The sequence below is a fragment of the Clostridium sp. JN-1 genome (assembly GCF_003718715.1).
Classification (GTDB): domain Bacteria; phylum Bacillota; class Clostridia; order Clostridiales; family Clostridiaceae; genus Clostridium_AV.
Genome location: NZ_CP033465.1, coordinates 1501279 through 1519673 on the forward strand (window position 1 = coordinate 1501279; position 18395 = coordinate 1519673).

The following is an 18395-nucleotide window of genomic DNA, read 5'->3' on the forward strand; positions in this document are numbered from 1 at the left end:
ACAAATCCACTATTAGTGTTTACACTTAATTTGTAATTATTCCATCCATCCATACATCATACTTTTCCATGGGAACTTCATCAAATATTTGAAAATCATACGCTAATGCTATCTTTTTACACCATTCATTAGTATTTTTTAAAAATCTGTCGTAAAATCCACCGCCGTATCCTACTCTTCCACAGCTTTTACTAAAAGCAGCACCTGGTACAAATACCATATCTATATTACATGCATTTATTGTGCTTGAAGTATCAGTTGGTTCTAATATACCATATGTTCCAGGTTTTAAATCTTCAAATTTATCTATCTTTACTGAAATCATCCCTTCTTTTTTTGATATTACTTTTGGAACACACACTATTTTTTTATCTTTTAGTGCATATTTTATAATTCTATGTGTATCAACTTCTCCATTATAACTTACGAATATGAATATACACCTTGATGCTTTATAATAGTTATCATTTATAATTTTATTGAATACTATACCATCTAACTTTTCTTTATCACTATAACTCAATATACTTTTCCTTTTACTCACTATTTTTCTCAGCTCAAGTTTACTTTTCAAGGTGCCCCTTCTTCCTAGCTTCTTCATCTATTCTCTTGCTTATGATATCAACTGGGTTAGTATTTGAAATAAAACTATATCTGTAATTTGCTGCTGCAGCTTCAATTATGACAGCTAAATTTCTGCCGGGTCTTATTGGAATAGTAAGTTTTCTTACAGGTACGTTTAATATTTCTACGTACTCTTTATCTATACCCAATCTATCATAATTTTCGTCTGTCTTCCATTGTTCTATGTATATAACAAGGTTTATTATCTTTTTCTTTAATATTGAACTTAAACCATAAAGTGCTGGAATATCAATTATACCCATACCGCGAACTTCTATCATTCCAGATGTAATATATGGAGAAGTACCATATAGATTTCCTTCTATTTCTTTAATATCAACTGCATCATCAGCAACCAATCTGTGACCTCGCTTTATTAATTCAAGAGCAGTTTCACTTTTACCTATTCCACTTTCACCTATTATGAGAATACCAATTCCATATACATCTACAAGGACACCGTGCAGCCTTGTTTCAGGTGCCAGTTTAGAATCTAGATATCGCATAACCTTACTTATGAATCTTGTAGAAATGCTATTTGTTCTAAGTATCCATCTATCGTTTTCGATAGCACTTTCCATAAGTTCCTTATGCGGTTCTAATTTTCGCGTTATAATTGTAGCAGGATTATAAAATTCAAAGTATTTTTTTAATCGTTTGCGTCTTAAATCTGGCTGCATTGCATTTAAAAAACTCCATTCAGCTTTTCCAACAAGTTGTATTCTTGTATTAGCATAATAATTGTAAAATCCAGAAAACTGAAGTCCCGGTCTATTTATGTCACTTACCGTTATTTCATTATTTTCTTTACCTTCATTTAAGACCTCTAAGTTTAAGTCGTGTATTAGTTCTTTAACTTTTACAGCCATTTTTTTACCCCCTTCAACTTAATTAATTTAATTGGAACTTTTTTTTATAGTTTTTAATTGACTTTTTAAATTTCCCTTTATAAGATTTATATATTCATCTCTTAATTTTTTTTGTTCGTGAATTTCATCATTACTCAGTCCAGTTTCCTTACTTTTTTTATATAAAAAGTTTATTCTTTGTATTAATTTATCAATATTCATTTTATATACTCCTAATTTATTAAATATAAATTTATATTCGTTTACTATTATACTAAAATTTATATTAATTGTGAATGCTTCTTTTTTATATGACAAAAAAAGAAGGAGATATTGCAAAATTTTCATTTTACAATATCCCCTTTATATGAGATTTATAAATTATAACTAAATTATTAGACTGCTTTTTTTAATATTATGATGAGCTTCTATAAATCGTATAGTACCAGTTTTAGCTCTCATAACTATTGAATTAGTAACAGCCCAATCGTTTTGTGAAAATACAACTCCTTTTAAAAGATCACAATTGCTTATACCTGTAGCAGCGAAATAAACATCATCACCTTTAACTAAGTCATCAATTAATAAAGTTTTAGATACATCGGAAATTCCCATGAGTGCACATCTATCTATCTCCTCTTGAGTATGAGGTTCCAGCTTTGCTTGCATGTCTCCACCCATACATTTTATAGCTGCTGCTGCAATAACTCCTTCAGGTGCACCACCAGTTCCCATAAACAAATCAATACCTGTATTTTCAAAGCCACATGCTAATACAGCTGCTACATCGCCTTCACTAAATAGATTAACTCTTGCTCCTACTTCTCTGGCTGCATCAATTATATAATTATGTCTGTCTCTTTCCTGTACAATAACAATAAGTTCAGATACATCTTTTTTTAGAGCATGTGCTGTACTTAATATATTTTCCTTTGGTGACTTATTTATATCTATAGCACCTTTTGCCTTTGGACCAACTGCTATTTTTTTCATATACATATCTGGTGCATGAAATAAACTGCCCCTAGTACCCATAGCAACTACAGCTATAGCATTAGGTAATCCTTTTGCAACTAAAACAGTACCATCTACTGGATCAACTGCTATATCCATTTCAGGCATGTCATCGCTGCCAATTCCAACTTTTTGACCTATGTATAACATGGGAGCTTGGTCTAATTCTCCTTCACCAATTACAACAGTCCCATTAATTGGCATCATGCTAAAAGCTTTGTTCATGCCATCAACAGCTGCTTGATCTGCTGCAATTTTGTCGCCCTTTCCCATATATTTTGCACTACAAAGTGCTGCAGCTTCTGTAACTCTTGCTAATCCCATAGCTATATCTATATTGAGCATAAATTTTTCCTCCATTTATAATATATTATTACTAGATATTTTTTGATATAGTACAAATAATTATCAATTAGTATACTCTTTATTTGTATTAAAGCTCATTACAAGTAATTATTATATCACATTTATTAAATAAAACAAGCTTTAACAATATAAAATTAGTATTTATCAAATTAATTAATTTAATTATATATTTTTTTAAAGTCAAAAAACTTTTTGACAAAATTTTTTTAAAAGACTTTTTTTCAAACTGTTTTGTATCAACAGACAAAAATGCATTTTTGTAGTTTATCACATTTTTTCCACACAATAATTAACAATTTATCTACAGAAGTTATGTTTATTTCTGTAGTAAAGTGTATCTATTTGGATAAAAAAAGTTCTGCAAATTTAAAAAAACTCTGCTAAAATATAAGAGTATTGTTAAAATGTAACTACAGATGAGGTAATAAGTATGAATTTGGAATTAAAAAGTATAGACAAAAGAATTAATGATCTTAGGGAAAGTCTCTATATTTTATTAACTAACAATGATATTACAAATGACGTAGTTGTGAATTGCAGTCAAAAGTTAGACAAGCTTATTTTAGAGTACCAAAAACTTGTTAGCTAAATTAAAATTTATGGTTAAAACTAAATAAAATATATAATTTTATTTAGTTTACCAAACTATTTTTTATTATTAATGAAATTATAATTAAGATACCTTTAACTAATACTAACTATTAACATATTAATATAGTACATAAGTTTTATAAATTGAATAATAAATTTATATTTTAATATAATTTTGCATATTAAGCTGCAAAGTGAATATTTATAAAGTTTACGAATATTTAAAATTAAGTATTTTTTTAAAAACTACTTTTTATTTTTTACAATTGGTATATAATCAAATATCATATAGATAATTGATATATAATGGAGGTAATGACAATGAATATTAGTCTAATAGGCGTACCAATATTTTTTGGCTGTGATAAGAGAGGCGTCGAATATGGTCCCCAAAAACTTCGTGAAAAAAATATAATAGAAGTTTTATCTAAAAATCATACTGTATATGACTGTGGAGACATTTATGTCAAAGACATATTAGAAGAGGAAAAATATAAATGTCATCCTAGTTTAAAATATTTAAGTCCCATAACAAATATAAATACAAATTTAGCTCACCTAGTTTATAGTTCACTTACTGCTGGAAGCTTTCCACTCGTAATAGGTGGAGATCATTCATTAGGTCTTGGAAGTATATCTGGTGCTAGTAAATACTTTAATAATCTTGCTGTTATTTGGGTAGATGCTCATGGTGATATAAATACTGATAAAACTACTCCAACAGGTAACATACACGGTATGCCGCTTGCTTCTGCTATGGGAGTAGGATTTGATAAACTAACAAACCTATATTATAAAGGCAAAAAAATAGACTGTAAAAATGTATTTATAATAGGTGCAAGAGATTTAGATGAAGGAGAAAAAGTACTTATAAAAGAAAATAATTTAAATGTATATTCTACAGAAGATGTACACAATATGGGAATGAGTAGAGTATTAGAAGAAGTTCTTCACAAAGTTAAATTAAATAATGTGGATTCCATTCATTTGAGTTTTGACATAGATTGTTTGGATCCATCATTAGTTCCAGGAACAGGAACACCTGTAGAAAATGGATTATATTTAGAGGATGCAAAATATATTTTGAAATATTTGATGCAAACTAAACTTGTAAAGTCAATGGACTTTGTTGAGTTTAATCCAAAGTTAGATAAAGATGATATAACAGCAGATATGTGTATTGATTTACTTGACTGGACATTTAAATATCTTGAATAATAAAAAATTAAGCCGTGCGATAATTTTTGCACGGTTTAATTTTTTATATTATTATTTCAATAGAATTGGTGATATACTGCCTTGGAAAAATACATATTCTAAGTGTAATGCTCTGGTAAGTACAACATATAATATTTTCTTATCCAATTCACTATCCTTATAATCTTCATCATTACAGTTATATATTACAGTACAGTCAAATTCCAATCCTTTTGTCATATAAGATGGAATGATAATCCTATCTAGCTTAAAGTTTTTATCTGTTTCCTTTATAAGTTCCCATTTATAGCTGCTGTATTTTTTCAAATAATCTTTTATCCTTTTACATTCAGTATAAGTTTTTCCTATAATAGCCATACTATTTCTGCCCATCTTTTCTAACTTTTGAAGGATATCGTCAACATTTTTACAAAATTCCCTATTGTTTTTATATTTTATAATAGAAACTTCTTCACCGTGTCTTAATACAGGTTTAGTTGGGTTTATATCTGAAGCTTGTTTTTTAAGTACCTTATTTGAAAATTCCATTATTTCTACTGTAGAACGATAACTTTGAGTAAGTTCTACATAGTTACTTCTTGTCTTAAAAATTTGATCTATGAGTTTTTGCCACTTGTCTATGCCCTTATAATAGTAAATCCCCTGTCCTATATCTCCAACTATAGTTAGTGAATTATTTGATACCATATAATTTAATACGTATATTTGAAATATACTGTAATCTTGAGCTTCATCTATAACTATATGTTTATATTCACAATTTTGTGGGACACCTTCTATTTTAAATTTCAAATATAGAATAGATGCTAAGTCATCACTGTCTATCATCCCATTCTTAGAATTATAATTTAAGTCTTCCCTAATATAATTAGCTAAATCATGATCAATATGTTTATTTACAATTTTATTGAATATTTCTTCATCATTAAACAAGTTTAAATATATTTTATCTGTTTTAACTTGTTTCCATTCATTAAAATAATTTTCAAAATTAGATTTCGAATCAAGCTTAATTTGAGATTTTTTAGTATCCCTTTCGTCATATAATTGTATGAGCTTTTTTCTTCTTTCAATACTGTCTTCCATTGACTTCTTAATTCTTGCAACCATGTACTCATAGCAAAAATCTACTTTATCTAAGATTGATCTTATTTTATCATTTATTTTTAAACTTAAATATCTTTTTATTTCATCTTTTCTTTTATTTAATGATAAATTGGATAAATCCTTAGTATAAAGTCTTTTTATTTCTTCCTTATCAAACAATATATATTCCCTTACACTTATATCTTTAACGTTAGAGTCTTTAATCTCAATGAATTTTATATACTCATCAATGATGTCTCTATAAATCATGCTGCCCTTTAATTTACTGCTGCTTAATATGTATCTTAAATTTTCATCATCTGGATTTTCTAATATATAGGTTAACTTCTTGTCCTTTGTAATTATTTTATCCTTTAAACATAATATCTTGTGAGCCATTTCCTCAAATGTAGTTTGTTTAATATCATTTATTCCCAAGTCAGGTAGTACTTCTGATATATAATCTAAAAACAACTTATTAGGACCTATAACTAAGATTTCTTTACTATTTAATTTAGTTTTATATTTATATAAAAGGTATGCTAATCTATGGAGGGCAACTGTAGTTTTTCCTGAACCTGCTGACCCTTGTACTATAAGAGCTGTATTTTTTTCTGATCGTATAATATTATTTTGTTCTTTTTGAATAGTTGCTACTATGTCCTTTAATTTGCTGCTTACATTTTTTTCTAGATTTATTTGAAGAAATTTATCAGTTAATACATTTTCACTATCACTAGAAGATTTTAAAATTACTTCATTTACAGTATCGTCAAAAGCATCTTCTAGTTTGCCATTATTTATTAAAAACTTTCTTTTTAAACTCAGTTCTCCATTTATAACACCAATAGGTGCCTTATAATAGACCTCACCTATAGCTCCACTATAATATAAATCTGCTATAGGTGATCTCCAATCAATTACCTTTTCATCACCTGTAGTCATATCACCAAGTCCAAATTTTCCTATATAAAATGTCTCTTTTTCTCGTCTGTATTCTCTAAAATCTATCCTTCCAAAGTATGGTTGAGACTTAGATTCAGTATACTTTTCTAAATTTTTATGAGTTATTTCATATAACTTTTCTTTTGTCTCCAATTCTTCATTGTATTTACCTTTTGATTGTTTTCTTAAAACTTCAATTTTATTTTTTAACTTTGTATCGTCCTTTGTAATCTTTATTAGTGTATTTTTTATCCAAGATTCAGTTTCTTCTAAATTATTTATTTCTAATTGCATTTCGCTTGAATTTAAAGCCATAAAGGTACCTCCAATCTGTATACAAATTTTAATTTTATAATTAAGAATGAATGATGTCAAGTTAATTTTATATTCAAAAAAATAAAAACCCCTATTATCTATAGGAATTTTTATTTTTACTGAAGAAAATAAAGTATTTAATTTAAACTGATGCTTTTAAATGTATTTTTAAACTCTTTTCGAGTGCTTTAACTAGCGAAATTGCTATTGCTGCATCTACCATATGATGCAATAGAGATCCAGCTCCAACAACGACCAATACTTTATACATTGTAAATCCAAATGGTATTACAGCTATAGCTTCTAAGATTGCATGTATAGGAGCAGTTATTAAAGCAACCTTACCAAAAGAAACACCTTTTTTTAACAAGTATCCACCAGCAAATCCGACAAAAGTATGCATAAAAGCTCTAGCTGCTACTACAGCAGGAGATGTTACTAGAAATCCAAGTGCAGAACCAAGTCCAACAACAGCTGCAGAAAACGGTCCTAAAAACATTGCTATAAATAATGGAACATGTGAGGCGAGAGTAGCACTAAATGGTCCTATTTGTACTTTCAAAAATCCAAAAGCTAATGGAATTACAATTGCTAACGCAGTTAATAATCCACAATAAGTAAGTTTTTTTATGTTTTTCATAAAGTATACCTCCAAGTTCAATGTATATACACCAGTATACATTAAGTATATGCATTTGTAAATAGTTTATTGTCCTTATAAAAAATCATATTGCCTATGTTAAAATGTGTAAGTATAATATAATAAAAAGTAAGAATAATTGTGCAGGCAAAGTTTGATATAAGGAGGACTTATATATGTTAAAAATTGAAGATAAGGCTTTAAATTATGCAAAACAAAATAAAAAAGATTTTATTGTAAAAACGGTCTCGGCATCTGGCGGCTGCTGTGATATGCCAGTTTCAAGTATAGTTATTGAATTAGTTGATAATCTTAAAAATACTTGTAATTATAAAATCTATGAATATAACGGCGTGAAAGTATTTATTGATAAGTATTTAAAAACAGAAGAAAATATATTAATATATCAAAAAGCTAAATTACCTTTAATAGGAATATTGTTTGGAAGTAAAGGAATATATGTAAAATATATTTAAAAAAATAGCCGCCTTTAACAAACCTTGGCGGCTATTTCAAAATCAAATTAATAGTTTATTACGATTAATCTTCAATTTTATATACTTTTTTAGCTTTATCAGTATATAAAATACCATTTAAATGATCAATTTCATGACATAACGCTTTAGCAAGAATACCATCTGCTTCAAGCTCTACATCTTCTAGATTTTCATTTTTATAGGTTACCTTGACTCTTTTAGGTCTTACAACAACGCCTTCATAGCCAGGATAACTTAAACACCCTTCTACACTATCTTCTCTACCAATTTTTTTAGTTATTTTAGGATTTATGAGTAAAAGTGGTTTGTATTCATTATCTATATCTATGAATATAACTTTTTTTAAAACTCCTATTTGTGGAGCAGCTAATCCTATTCCTGAAGAGCTGTGAAGTGTATCTTTTAAATCTTCAATTAATTGTAAAACATCTTCATCAATAGATTCTATGTTTCTACTTATCCTTTTTAGTTTTTTATCCCCAAATTGTAATATTTTTTTTACTGACATTTTACGTTATAAATTTAAATCTCTATTAATAAGTTTAAATTTTTCTCCTTTCTTAAAACAATACTAATATAGTACAATTATACATTTAATTTTATATGACATCAACTAAATCAAATGATTGATTTACATAAAGCTGTTTATCACTTTTTTCATCAAATATGACATAACATACCTTCTTGTTTAATTTTCCACTTAATATTAAAGTCCTTATATCTATAAAAAATTTTTCAATATGATAATTTGCTGAAACTTGAATATTGTTTTTCTCTATACAAGTCTTTACTTGTTTTTCTTCATTTTTATTTCTCTCCCTAATTAAAAATTCAGGAATCCATTTTTTCTTGTTATACTTCAAATAATCAAATTTAATTACTTCCTTTAATTCCAATTTACTGCTGTCATCTATTTTAATTTCTTCTGATATTTTAATTTCTTCTGAAAATTCCAAGAAAACCTTATAATAATCAGCGGAGGATATACTTCTTCCTAAATATCCTTTTTTATAAAAAAACATGCCAAGAGAATAATAAAAGTCATAAGGTGAATCAAACTTTGGTAAAAAGTAGTTTAGTATGTTATTGAATTTTCTAGAATTATAATATTTATCAAGTACTTTTTCTATCCTTTTTAATACTATGATTTCCTTATAACTCATATTCCTTGTCTTTAAAATTTCATAAGGTGGATATGGAGAGTATACCATTCCCCATTTTGGAGCTTCATATCTCATTGAAGATCCTTTTAAAAGCTTTAAAAAACCAAGCTGTATTTCTTCAGGTTTAATTGAATAAACATCATTAAATGACTTCTTAAAAGAAGCCATATCTTCTCCTGGAAGTCCTGCTATAAGATCTAAATGCTGTTTTACATTTCCTATACTTTCAAGCTCATCTACCTTTTGTTTTATATCTTTAAAATTGACATGCCTATTTATATTACTTAATATAATGTTATTTGTAGTTTGAACTCCTACTTCAAATTGAAATCTTCCATTTGGTGCTTTTGATATAAGCTTTATTTCATCTTCAGTTAATATATCAGCAGATATCTCAAAGTGAAAGGTTGTTTTTGTATTTAATTCAATAAGATACTTCCATATTTCCATTGTAAATTTAGGGTTACAATTAAAAGTCCTATCTACAAATTTTATTAATTCAACCCCTTTATCAACTAAAAATTTAAGTTCCCTTTTTACTCTGTCTATATTTAGAAATCTCACCCCATGTATGGTTGATGATAAACAGTATTTACAGTTAAAAGGACATCCTCTTGAAGCTTCATAATATACTATTTTATTGCTTAAATCATCATTTTTATCATATGGAAATACTATGTTATTCATGTTCATGAAATGTCTTTCAGGATTGCAAATTACATTGTTATTATCTTTAAAACACAGTCCTTTTATATTTTTTAGTTTAGATAAAAATTCATCATTTAAATTATGTATATGATTGTAATCCAGCATCCAATTTATAAGTTCACTGTATGTTTCCTCTCCTTCACCAAATATTACGAATTCACCTGGGTTTTCCTCAAGAAAGGTTTTACTATCATATGATACTTCAGGTCCTCCATAGACAATAATTATGTTTTGATTTATTAATTTAATTAAGTTAGATATACGTTTAATATAGTCTATATTCCATATATAACATGAAAATGCCACTACATCAGGATCTTTATTTACAATTTCTTCAACTATTCTTTCAATTCTATCGTTTATAGTAAATTCTACTATACTACAATCGTAATCTAAATTTTGTGTATATGCTTTTAAGTATCTAACAGCTAAATTACTGTGAATGTACTTAGAGTTTACTGCTGTCAAAATTACTTTCATTTTATCATTTCCCTTCAATTATGCTAATTACTTTCCTCCATTTATATAGTATATATTATTAAAGGCATTTAAATCAATTAAATTATAATATCATTTTCAAGAGTCCTTTAATATATTAATAGTACGTAAAAATATATAAGGGGTAATATTTAATGCATTTTATTTACACTTTTTTTATTGCTTTAGCAAATAATGTTGACAATATAAGTGTTAGAATTGCTTATAGTGTAAGAGGAATAAAAATATCAACTTTAAAAAATATATGGATTTCCCTAATTACTTTTTTAATTTCTTCTCTTGCCGCATTTTCAGGAACTATAATTACTAATTTTTTTAGTGCAAGGATATCTTCTATATTAAGTATGGTTATCCTAGTATGTATAGGATTATGGATCATATTTGAACCTTATTTGAATAAAAAGAAAAATGTTGAAAAATATAGTGAAGTTAAAAAAGATAATTCAATATATGATATTTTAAAAAATCCAGAGAAAGCAGATAAAGATGATTCTAAAGACATAGATTTTAAAGAAGCAACTTGTCTTGGTGTTGCACTATCACTTAACAATGTAGGTGGTGGAATAAGTGCAGGTATGATTGGTTTAAGTTCACCTTTAGTGGGTTTTTTTTCAGCTGTAATAAGTTTCTTATCACTTTGGGCTGGAAATTATGTAACTGATTTTTTAAGCAAGCGGAACTTAAATGAAAAAGCTGCAATATTAGCTGGAGTGTTACTGATTGCTATAGGTTTAAAACAAGTAGTGTAAAAAAAGCTGACATTACTATATGTCAACTTTTTTACTTGAATTTAAGAGAATTCTATATATGAGGAAGTTAAATTTGCACTAAATCTATGCTGTATTAACAGCATTTTGACTATCTTTAAACTCTTTATTTACCTCATTAACTTTTTTTGCTTTTATGCAGTAAATTCCACCATAGGCTTTTATATCAATTATGCTAAAATACTTTTCTAAAGCTTTAATAGTGTTTTCTTTTGAATTGTTCTTTAGTAAATTAAAATCTCTCATTTTAATTCTTCTCATTTCTCTTTTAGGCATAATTATTTTCAAAGTACAATTAACTATTTTACTGTATCCTTTATCCATATCCCAAACATATATAACTCCATCTTCCTTTAAATACTTTTTTATATTTGATAGAAATTTTCTTTTCCTTATATTAGGCCAAAAGTTATTAAGGCAAAAAAATAATATACAGGTATCATAAAAATTTTCTTTTATTTGAACTTTATCTTCTTTCCCTATAAGGTATTCTACATTTATATTTTTATTATTTTTTTTATATATATTATATATTACTCCACTATTTTCAAAACCAATGTCAAGTACATTTCCGTCAAAAGTTACATTTTCCATATTAACAAGTATCTCTTTACTCACTCTTTATTTTCCCCCCATTGTATAGACATTTGTGTAATATACATATATATTATTTCTTCATTGTATGAAAAATTCCTCCATGACTGGAAATGCTTCCTTGAATTTACTTTTGAATTTCTTTGTAATATTTAACCATAAGACCTGCTGTTGTCCTTTCAGCTTCTTTTAATATGGTACTTGCAATTTTATTATATCTTTCATCTTTATCTTTTAGATTAATATGCTTTATATACGTACTATTTGCCATAATTGCGTTATTATTTATATAGTCTTCCAAGTTTTCATATATTACAGCACCTTCTTTTGCTATAAAAGAATAATCAGTCATGAGTCTGCTTATTATCCAGAGTTCAAATGATCTATGACTGCTTAACAATCTATTGTTTACATGCTGTGGAACAGTAGAATCTTGTACAAGATGGCAAGCAGCTCCAAAGTAAAATAATGCTTTTGGAAGATTATTTGCTTCAAGATAATCTAATGATTTATTATAATATCTTTTACATTCGGTAAGTGCATCTGAAAAACCATACAATCCTCTTCCCTTACTTACACTGTAAAAGTGATTAGAACTTTTAAAATCCTGATCTGCCCACATTACTCCATCATTTAAATTTTTTACATGTTCAGTATAAAATTTGTATTCTTCATCATAACCATCATTTTTCAATATGTCAATGGCTTGAATTATTATGAACTTATGCACAGTACAATATGTCTTTAAAAGTTTCTTTTTGAGAGGATTGACAGCAAACATTATTCCCCTTAAAGCATTTCCATAAGTAACTTCAAATTTATTTTTCATCTACAAATCTATTCCTTTCTAGGCTAAAATATCATTATTTTTTCTGTATAACTAGCATCATAACTATGCCTGAAATACATATTATAATTAAGTATAAATATACTTTCTTATCTATATTAAAGCTAGTATATTTATGCTTATTTATACTATATATATATCCATGATTTGAATCAAGTACTAAAAGAGAATTATCGTAAAACTTCATATCAGCTGCATATGCATTTTTTGAAAGTTTAATTTCCTCCTTACCTGAGCCAACACCATTAAAAGCGTATATTATATTATTTGATCTATCATAAAAGTACATACAATCTTTAGTGCCAAGTACGCCATTTTTATCTATAGCTAAAGATCTCATGGAATTCACTTTATTATATTGATATATTGGTGCAGGTGGATTAGTTGTAGGATGGTTTTCAAGTACAAATTGTAAATTAGAATTATAATTTAATCTAAATCTTGGAGAAATAATAGGATCTCCACCACTGTAGTCGGGCCAGCCATACCAATTTCCCTTTTTTATTTCATATATGTAATCACTATCACCTTTAACTGGTCTTAATCCCCTATTCTCCATACCACCAATTACAGTAAAAAGTTTTCCCTGACTATTAAAATCCATACCTGTTACATTTCTAATACCCCATGCAAATGTTTCACTATTACCTGTTTTAGTATTATATAACATTATAGAAGCATTTCCTGGGAAGTGTCCTGAAATTATCTGACCATTTGTACTTCTTGTATTATAACTTTGAAAAGCTCCTGTTTTATGCTCACCAAAGTTTATTCCCTTTAAGACTATGTCTTTAGGCGATATATCATGAGTAAAAGGATTATCTTTAAGATACTTATTATCTTCTCCAACTACTCCTGAATTAGTAGCAGCTCCTAATGTTATATAAATATATTCTCCTTCTACTCTTACAATACTATTTTTATAATCACCATAGTTTGGTAAGTTACTTACTATTTCTGTCATCTTTTTATTTTTTAAATCATAAGAATATACTTTAGTATCAGATGCAAAATACAACTTATTATCATTAAAATCTATACTAGAAATATTCAAATTCTTATTCTTAAATAAATAATAACTCTTTCCACTATTCTCTATTACTTGTATTTTATCTTTGTAAGCTATGTAATAGTTATTTAAGTTGTCTACTGTAAAATCAACTGCACCTTTCATTCCTTTATACTTTATGCTATAATCAAGATCTTTATCCTTATTTTGTAAGCTTAGTTTGCTTTGCGATAAATTCCCAATATATTTACTTATTAAGATTACTATACAAATGATTCCCACAATTAGCAGCAAGATCTTAAAAATTTTTTTCATATTATACTCTCCTTATACAGTATTCTTAAAATATATATATTTTAAAACATTGTCTTATATGATTATATAAGTCCATTTACTTGTAAGTTATATTAGAATATAATACGCTTGTCTTTCATAATTTTATATATAGCTTATAAAATAAACTATTAAGTGGGGTTTCGTATGATATGAAAAGAGATAGATTTTTAAAAAATTCTCTAATTATGATTTTTTCAAATTTAATTACAGGAATTTTTGGTTTTACATTTTCAATAATTCTCTCTAGAGAAATGGGTGCAGAAGGTATTGGACTCTATGGACTTATAATGCCAGTTTATGATTTGTTTATTTGTCTTATATGCGGAGGTATAATTCCTGCAATATCTAGAACGGCAGCAATTTATTACAGTAAAAATGATTTTAGAAATTTAAATAGATCAATAGATGTTTCATTGTTATTTGATTGCATATGGGCAATTATAGTAGCAGTATGTGTATTTTCACTTGCACCATTTATAAGTACATATATGATTAAAGATGTCAGGACAATACATGCAATACAAGTAACATGTCCTGCTATGATATGCATATCACTTTCATCAATATTTAAAGGGTACTTTTATGGTGTTTCAGATATAAAAACACCTGCTTTTATAGATATAAGTGAGAAGTTTTTTAGAATAATTATATTTGTTAGCTTGATAACTGTGTTTAACTTAAAAACCGTAAAAAATACTGTAACTGGTGCATATATAACTTTAACCATAGGTGAATGTATAAGTTTGACACTTTTATATACATTTTATAAAAAGAAAAAATCAAAGTTAGGTTTTAGTTATTCTCCAGCTGAAGACAAGCTTCAATTGTTATTTGATGTATTAGTTATTTCGTTTCCATTATGTATAACCGACTTTTTAACTATGCTTATTTCTACGACTTCAACTTTAATAGTTCCAAGAAGGCTATTGAGTTCTGGTATTGAATATGATACTGTACTATCTATGATTGGCAAATTCAATGGTATGGCAATGAATATAATTTTTTTCCCCATGATAATAGTGAATTCAATATCTACAATACTCATACCTGACTTATCTGAAAAGTTGAGTAAAAAAAATTACTGGCAAGTTGAAAACAGAATTTCTCAAGTTATAAAAATTTCGCTTTCATTAGGTATGACCACACTAATAATATGCACAATCATACCAAATGTTTTAGGAAAGCTATTGTATAATAGGAATGACCTTGGTAATTACATACTTTTTTGCTCTGTAGGAGCACCTTTAGCTTATGTAGATACTGCAACTTATGCAGTATTAAATGGATTAGACAAACAAAATTTTATGTTGAAAAATTCTCTAATAGTTTCAATTGAACAATTACTAATTTTGTATCTACTAACTCCTATAAAACAAATAAATGTCTATTCCTATGGTATATCCTTAATTTTAACTTCATTAACAAGTTTACTTATGGATTTACATGAAATAAAAAAAACATATACAATAGATTTTTCAAAATATGAATTTGCCTTATATATATTGGGCTCACTTTTACTGTATTTTTTACTTTCTTCTTTGAGCCATTTAATTCCAGATAACTTAATTGCATTTCAAAGTATTATAGTGGTATTTACAGGTTTTTTATTTACATTATTTTTTTTAATATTAGTAATCAAGAAGAAGAGCTTTTCTTGATTGCAGGTTTAAACTACTTTATTTAGCACAAATTTAGGGATAAGTCTTGTGATTTTATGAGGCATTGATTCCAAGTCTCCTTTTTTTATACCGCCAATTAATATTAATGCAATTGAATATGTAATAGCTCCAATACCAATTGAGATTACTGTTGAAAATGTATCTGCAAAATATCCTCTATGTACAATGTTAAAAATAAAATTCAAACTATAATGTGCTGCAAAAACTATTACTCCCATAACCCCTGATGCTAAAGCAGGTTTTATTGCATGAGATAAAAGATCTAATCTTATTTTTAATGATTTCTTTATTACCATGTGGTTTAACAGTATAGGTATCATAAATCCAATTGCACTTCCAACAATCGCACCCAATATGTTTATACGCGGAATAGCTATTAAAAAGTAATTTGCCATTATCTTGAAACATATACCAAGCACTGAATATATCGTTGCTATAAATAGTTTACCTATACTTTGAAGTATAGTGGTCTGTATTTGCATAACTGACATCAAAACAAGTACTATTGAACCATATGCCATGATATATGATCCCCCACCAAACTTCAACATTTTAAATATAGGATCACTTAAAACTGCTAGCCCGACAGCACATGGTACTGAAATTGAAAAGCACAATCTAAAAGAATAATTTATCTTTTGTTTTACAGTAGTTTTATCTTTTACAGCTACTGCTGCTGAAATTGCAGGCAAGATTGCCATGGAAAGTGATGAAATTATAGTTATAGGTACATTCATAAGCTGCTGATATTTAGTTAGAAATCCGTACAAAATAGTAGCTTTAGTATCAGAAATACCACCTGCCATTAATCTTACTTTAGTATTATAAATATCAACTAAATTTCCAGCATTAGTCACACCAACACACATAGTTATTGGAATTCCATACCTTATTATCCTTTTTATCAATTGATTTGTGCTAAGTCTTTTTACGTTTTTTCCTAAATCGCCTTTAGCCACATGAAACTTTCTATTCCTTTGATAATAAAACATTAAAAATACAGCTGATGCAAGTGCACCTAAAGATGTACCTATACTGCCTCCTGCAACTCCTGCTTCCACACCAAATTTTATTAAATAAAAAGCAAATATAATTGAAAATACTATATTTACAGCTTGTTCTATTACTTGAGATATTGCCGTAGGTGTCATATTTCCCCTACCCTGAAAATATCCTCTATATGCAGATGCAATTGAAGTAAATAAAATTGCAGGCGATAAAGTCAATATTGATAAATAAGCTTTTTTATAGTGTATTATATTTGATATTGGACGTGAAAATAAGAGCAAAGCTAAAAACATTATAATTCCCAATATCAGAAGAATAAATCTTGCTATTTTAAACCCCTTTACAGCATCCTTATAATTTTTAACAGCTGTAAGTTCTGATATTAATTTAGATATAGCTACAGGTATACCGGAGTTTGTGAGTACAAATATAAAGGTATATACTTGAAGCGAAACACTGGATATTCCATATCCTTCATCACCAATTATATGTCTAAATAGCGGTATATAAAGTAGTGATAGGACTTTTACTAACATACCTGCAGCTGAAAGTATAACAAAGCCCTTAGTAGTTGATTGTTCCTTCATCGTTAAAACCTCTCATTTTTTATAATATGGTTTAAAATTTTTCAAATATATCATTTTTAATCTTTTTAAGTACAGGTGGTAAACTTTCAGCTATAGTTTTATTTTCTAAATAAGATAATTTATCTGGACAATTTCCAAATATTAGTTTATATGCATATAAAAATTGATAATCAAGTCCGTACTTGTTGTAGAAAAAACTATTTAACTTATTTATCCCATATTTACTATCACCAACAATTGGGTTTTTAAGGTAACTTAAATGAGCTCTTAATTGATGGCTTCTACCTGTAATTAACTCTAATTCTAAAAGAGAATAAATTCCACAAGTTTTAAGAGTCTTTACCTCCATTGCTATTTCTTTAGCACCTTTTCTTGGCGTATCAAATACTTTTGATATATTTTCATCTTCATTTTTCATTATGTATGCTCTATAAATTCCGTCATTTATTTTTCCCCTTACAAGAGCTTGATAGTACTTCTTTATTCTTCTCTCTCTTATCATCTCATTCAACAACTTTAATGATTCAAAGTTTTTGCCATATATGACTACTCCTGAAGTATTTCTGTCAAGCCTATTGCATGGTGATGGAGTAAAAGTAAGCTCTTGTTCTGGTTTATAATCACCTTTATCATATAAATAAGATAATACATAATCTGTCAATGTATTTTCTTCTCTTTTACTATCCGAATGTACTAAAACACCGGGCCACTTTTCAACTATAAGAATATTTTTATCTTCATATGTAATTTTCAAAAAATCATTATCTATTCTGTTAAACTTTTGCTTTTTAGATTCTGTTACTATATACCTAGTTTCTACTATATCTCCTTCTTGTAAAAAGTATTTTTCTTTAACTTTTTTTCCATTTACCTTTATATCACCTTTTCTTATACTCCTATATATACCACTTAAAGGCATATCCTTAAGCCATTTTCTTAAAAACTTATCTACTCTCTGTTCTGCTTCGTTAATTCCTATTTCAATTTTCATATCAACACTCCTAATTAATTCTACAATTAATTTCATATATCTATTTATATTTGCAATTTTAGTT

18 protein-coding genes are annotated in these 18395 nt (G+C 27.4%); 5 read left to right on the plus strand and 13 right to left on the minus strand.

Annotated elements, in window-relative coordinates:
* Positions 1-25 precede the first annotated feature (25 nt).
* The 4 genes from EBB51_RS07160 to glpX form a co-directional block, all read right to left on the minus strand.
* Entirely contained in the window at positions 26-574 is a 549-nt protein-coding gene (locus EBB51_RS07160) for a 5-formyltetrahydrofolate cyclo-ligase (protein WP_123053834.1), read from the minus strand.
* A complete protein-coding gene (gene hprK, locus EBB51_RS07165) occupies positions 564-1493 on the minus strand; it encodes an HPr(Ser) kinase/phosphatase (RefSeq protein ID WP_123053835.1) in 930 nt (309 codons plus the stop codon). The genes EBB51_RS07160 and hprK overlap by 11 nt, the downstream gene beginning before the upstream one ends.
* Positions 1494-1520: 27 nt before the next feature.
* Positions 1521-1694 carry a DUF896 domain-containing protein gene (locus tag EBB51_RS07170; RefSeq protein ID WP_123055007.1) on the minus strand — a complete coding sequence of 58 codons (174 nt, stop codon included), beginning with the start codon at positions 1692-1694 and terminating at the stop codon, positions 1521-1523.
* 165 nt (positions 1695-1859) lie between these two features.
* A complete protein-coding gene (glpX, locus tag EBB51_RS07175) occupies positions 1860-2831 on the minus strand; it encodes a class II fructose-bisphosphatase (protein ID WP_123053836.1) in 972 nt (323 codons plus the stop codon).
* A 451-nt stretch (positions 2832-3282) separates the two neighbouring features.
* Between glpX and EBB51_RS07185 the strand changes: the two genes are divergently transcribed.
* Both EBB51_RS07185 and rocF read left to right on the plus strand, forming a co-directional pair.
* Positions 3283-3441: an aspartyl-phosphate phosphatase Spo0E family protein gene (locus EBB51_RS07185; protein ID WP_123053838.1), complete on the plus strand. Its 159-nt coding sequence runs from the start codon at positions 3283-3285 to the stop codon at positions 3439-3441.
* Between the two features lie 323 nt (positions 3442-3764).
* Positions 3765-4661, plus strand: coding sequence for an arginase (gene rocF / locus EBB51_RS07190; protein WP_123053839.1), 897 nt, complete (start codon positions 3765-3767; stop codon positions 4659-4661).
* A 51-nt stretch (positions 4662-4712) separates the two neighbouring features.
* On the opposite strand, the gene helD is transcribed toward rocF, so the two are convergent.
* Positions 4713-7007 carry an RNA polymerase recycling motor HelD gene (gene helD / locus EBB51_RS07195; protein WP_123053840.1) on the minus strand — a complete coding sequence of 765 codons (2295 nt, stop codon included), beginning with the start codon at positions 7005-7007 and terminating at the stop codon, positions 4713-4715.
* A gap of 142 nt (positions 7008-7149) precedes the next feature.
* A complete protein-coding gene (locus EBB51_RS07200; protein WP_123053841.1) occupies positions 7150-7647 on the minus strand; it encodes an ECF transporter S component in 498 nt (165 codons plus the stop codon).
* Positions 7648-7823: 176 nt separating this feature from the next.
* On the opposite strand from EBB51_RS07200, the gene EBB51_RS07205 reads away from it, so the two are divergent.
* Positions 7824-8123: a hypothetical protein gene (locus EBB51_RS07205; RefSeq protein ID WP_123053842.1), complete on the plus strand. Its 300-nt coding sequence runs from the start codon at positions 7824-7826 to the stop codon at positions 8121-8123.
* A gap of 64 nt (positions 8124-8187) precedes the next feature.
* Here the strand turns inward: EBB51_RS07205 and def are convergent, their stop codons facing one another.
* Both def and EBB51_RS07215 read right to left on the minus strand, forming a co-directional pair.
* A complete protein-coding gene (def, locus tag EBB51_RS07210; protein WP_123053843.1) occupies positions 8188-8652 on the minus strand; it encodes a peptide deformylase in 465 nt (154 codons plus the stop codon).
* Positions 8653-8743: 91 nt separating this feature from the next.
* On the minus strand, positions 8744-10495 hold the full coding sequence (locus EBB51_RS07215) for a B12-binding domain-containing radical SAM protein (RefSeq protein ID WP_123055008.1): 1752 nt from the start codon (positions 10493-10495) through the stop codon (positions 8744-8746).
* Between the two features lie 152 nt (positions 10496-10647).
* Here EBB51_RS07215 and ytaF point away from each other — a divergent pair, with 152 nt between their 5' ends.
* A complete protein-coding gene (gene ytaF / locus EBB51_RS07220) occupies positions 10648-11262 on the plus strand; it encodes a sporulation membrane protein YtaF (protein ID WP_123053844.1) in 615 nt (204 codons plus the stop codon).
* 84 nt (positions 11263-11346) lie between these two features.
* Here ytaF and EBB51_RS07225 read toward each other — a convergent pair whose 3' ends face one another.
* The 3 genes from EBB51_RS07225 to EBB51_RS07235 form a co-directional block, all read right to left on the minus strand.
* Positions 11347-11898 carry a class I SAM-dependent methyltransferase gene (locus tag EBB51_RS07225; protein WP_123053845.1) on the minus strand — a complete coding sequence of 184 codons (552 nt, stop codon included), beginning with the start codon at positions 11896-11898 and terminating at the stop codon, positions 11347-11349.
* A gap of 103 nt (positions 11899-12001) precedes the next feature.
* Positions 12002-12703 carry a zinc dependent phospholipase C family protein gene (locus EBB51_RS07230; protein ID WP_123053846.1) on the minus strand — a complete coding sequence of 234 codons (702 nt, stop codon included), beginning with the start codon at positions 12701-12703 and terminating at the stop codon, positions 12002-12004.
* A 34-nt stretch (positions 12704-12737) separates the two neighbouring features.
* The gene (locus EBB51_RS07235) at positions 12738-14045 is read right to left on the minus strand and encodes a PQQ-dependent sugar dehydrogenase (RefSeq protein WP_123053847.1); all 1308 of its coding nucleotides are present in this window, start codon (positions 14043-14045) and stop codon (positions 12738-12740) included.
* 170 nt (positions 14046-14215) lie between these two features.
* On the opposite strand from EBB51_RS07235, the gene spoVB reads away from it, so the two are divergent.
* Positions 14216-15724, plus strand: a complete 1509-nt coding sequence (spoVB, locus tag EBB51_RS07240; protein ID WP_123053848.1) for a stage V sporulation protein B — start codon at positions 14216-14218, stop codon at positions 15722-15724.
* An 8-nt stretch (positions 15725-15732) separates the two neighbouring features.
* Here spoVB and EBB51_RS07245 read toward each other — a convergent pair whose 3' ends face one another.
* Both EBB51_RS07245 and EBB51_RS07250 read right to left on the minus strand, forming a co-directional pair.
* The gene (locus tag EBB51_RS07245) at positions 15733-17340 is read right to left on the minus strand and encodes a polysaccharide biosynthesis protein (RefSeq protein WP_123053849.1); all 1608 of its coding nucleotides are present in this window, start codon (positions 17338-17340) and stop codon (positions 15733-15735) included.
* Between the two features lie 31 nt (positions 17341-17371).
* A complete protein-coding gene (locus tag EBB51_RS07250) occupies positions 17372-18331 on the minus strand; it encodes an RluA family pseudouridine synthase (RefSeq protein WP_123053850.1) in 960 nt (319 codons plus the stop codon).
* Positions 18332-18395 lie beyond the last annotated feature (64 nt).

Bases quoted from the DNA above. Each gene is read 5' to 3' on its own strand.
- hprK (WP_123053835.1), bottom strand. From the start codon at position 1,493: ATGGCTGTAAAAGTTAAAGAACTAATACACGACTTAAACTTAGAGGTC.
- EBB51_RS07170 (WP_123055007.1), bottom strand. From the start codon at position 1,694: ATGAATATTGATAAATTAATACAAAGAATAAACTTTTTATATAAAAAA.
- glpX (WP_123053836.1), bottom strand. From the start codon at position 2,831: ATGCTCAATATAGATATAGCTATGGGATTAGCAAGAGTTACAGAAGCT.
- EBB51_RS07185 (WP_123053838.1), top strand. From the start codon at position 3,283: ATGAATTTGGAATTAAAAAGTATAGACAAAAGAATTAATGATCTTAGG.
- rocF (WP_123053839.1), top strand. From the start codon at position 3,765: ATGAATATTAGTCTAATAGGCGTACCAATATTTTTTGGCTGTGATAAG.
- helD (WP_123053840.1), bottom strand. From the start codon at position 7,007: ATGGCTTTAAATTCAAGCGAAATGCAATTAGAAATAAATAATTTAGAA.
- EBB51_RS07200 (WP_123053841.1), bottom strand. From the start codon at position 7,647: ATGAAAAACATAAAAAAACTTACTTATTGTGGATTATTAACTGCGTTA.
- EBB51_RS07205 (WP_123053842.1), top strand. From the start codon at position 7,824: ATGTTAAAAATTGAAGATAAGGCTTTAAATTATGCAAAACAAAATAAA.
- def (WP_123053843.1), bottom strand. From the start codon at position 8,652: ATGTCAGTAAAAAAAATATTACAATTTGGGGATAAAAAACTAAAAAGG.
- EBB51_RS07215 (WP_123055008.1), bottom strand. From the start codon at position 10,495: ATGAAAGTAATTTTGACAGCAGTAAACTCTAAGTACATTCACAGTAAT.
- ytaF (WP_123053844.1), top strand. From the start codon at position 10,648: ATGCATTTTATTTACACTTTTTTTATTGCTTTAGCAAATAATGTTGAC.
- EBB51_RS07230 (WP_123053846.1), bottom strand. From the start codon at position 12,703: ATGAAAAATAAATTTGAAGTTACTTATGGAAATGCTTTAAGGGGAATA.
- EBB51_RS07235 (WP_123053847.1), bottom strand. From the start codon at position 14,045: ATGAAAAAAATTTTTAAGATCTTGCTGCTAATTGTGGGAATCATTTGT.
- spoVB (WP_123053848.1), top strand. From the start codon at position 14,216: ATGAAAAGAGATAGATTTTTAAAAAATTCTCTAATTATGATTTTTTCA.
- EBB51_RS07245 (WP_123053849.1), bottom strand. From the start codon at position 17,340: ATGAAGGAACAATCAACTACTAAGGGCTTTGTTATACTTTCAGCTGCA.
- EBB51_RS07250 (WP_123053850.1), bottom strand. From the start codon at position 18,331: ATGAAAATTGAAATAGGAATTAACGAAGCAGAACAGAGAGTAGATAAG.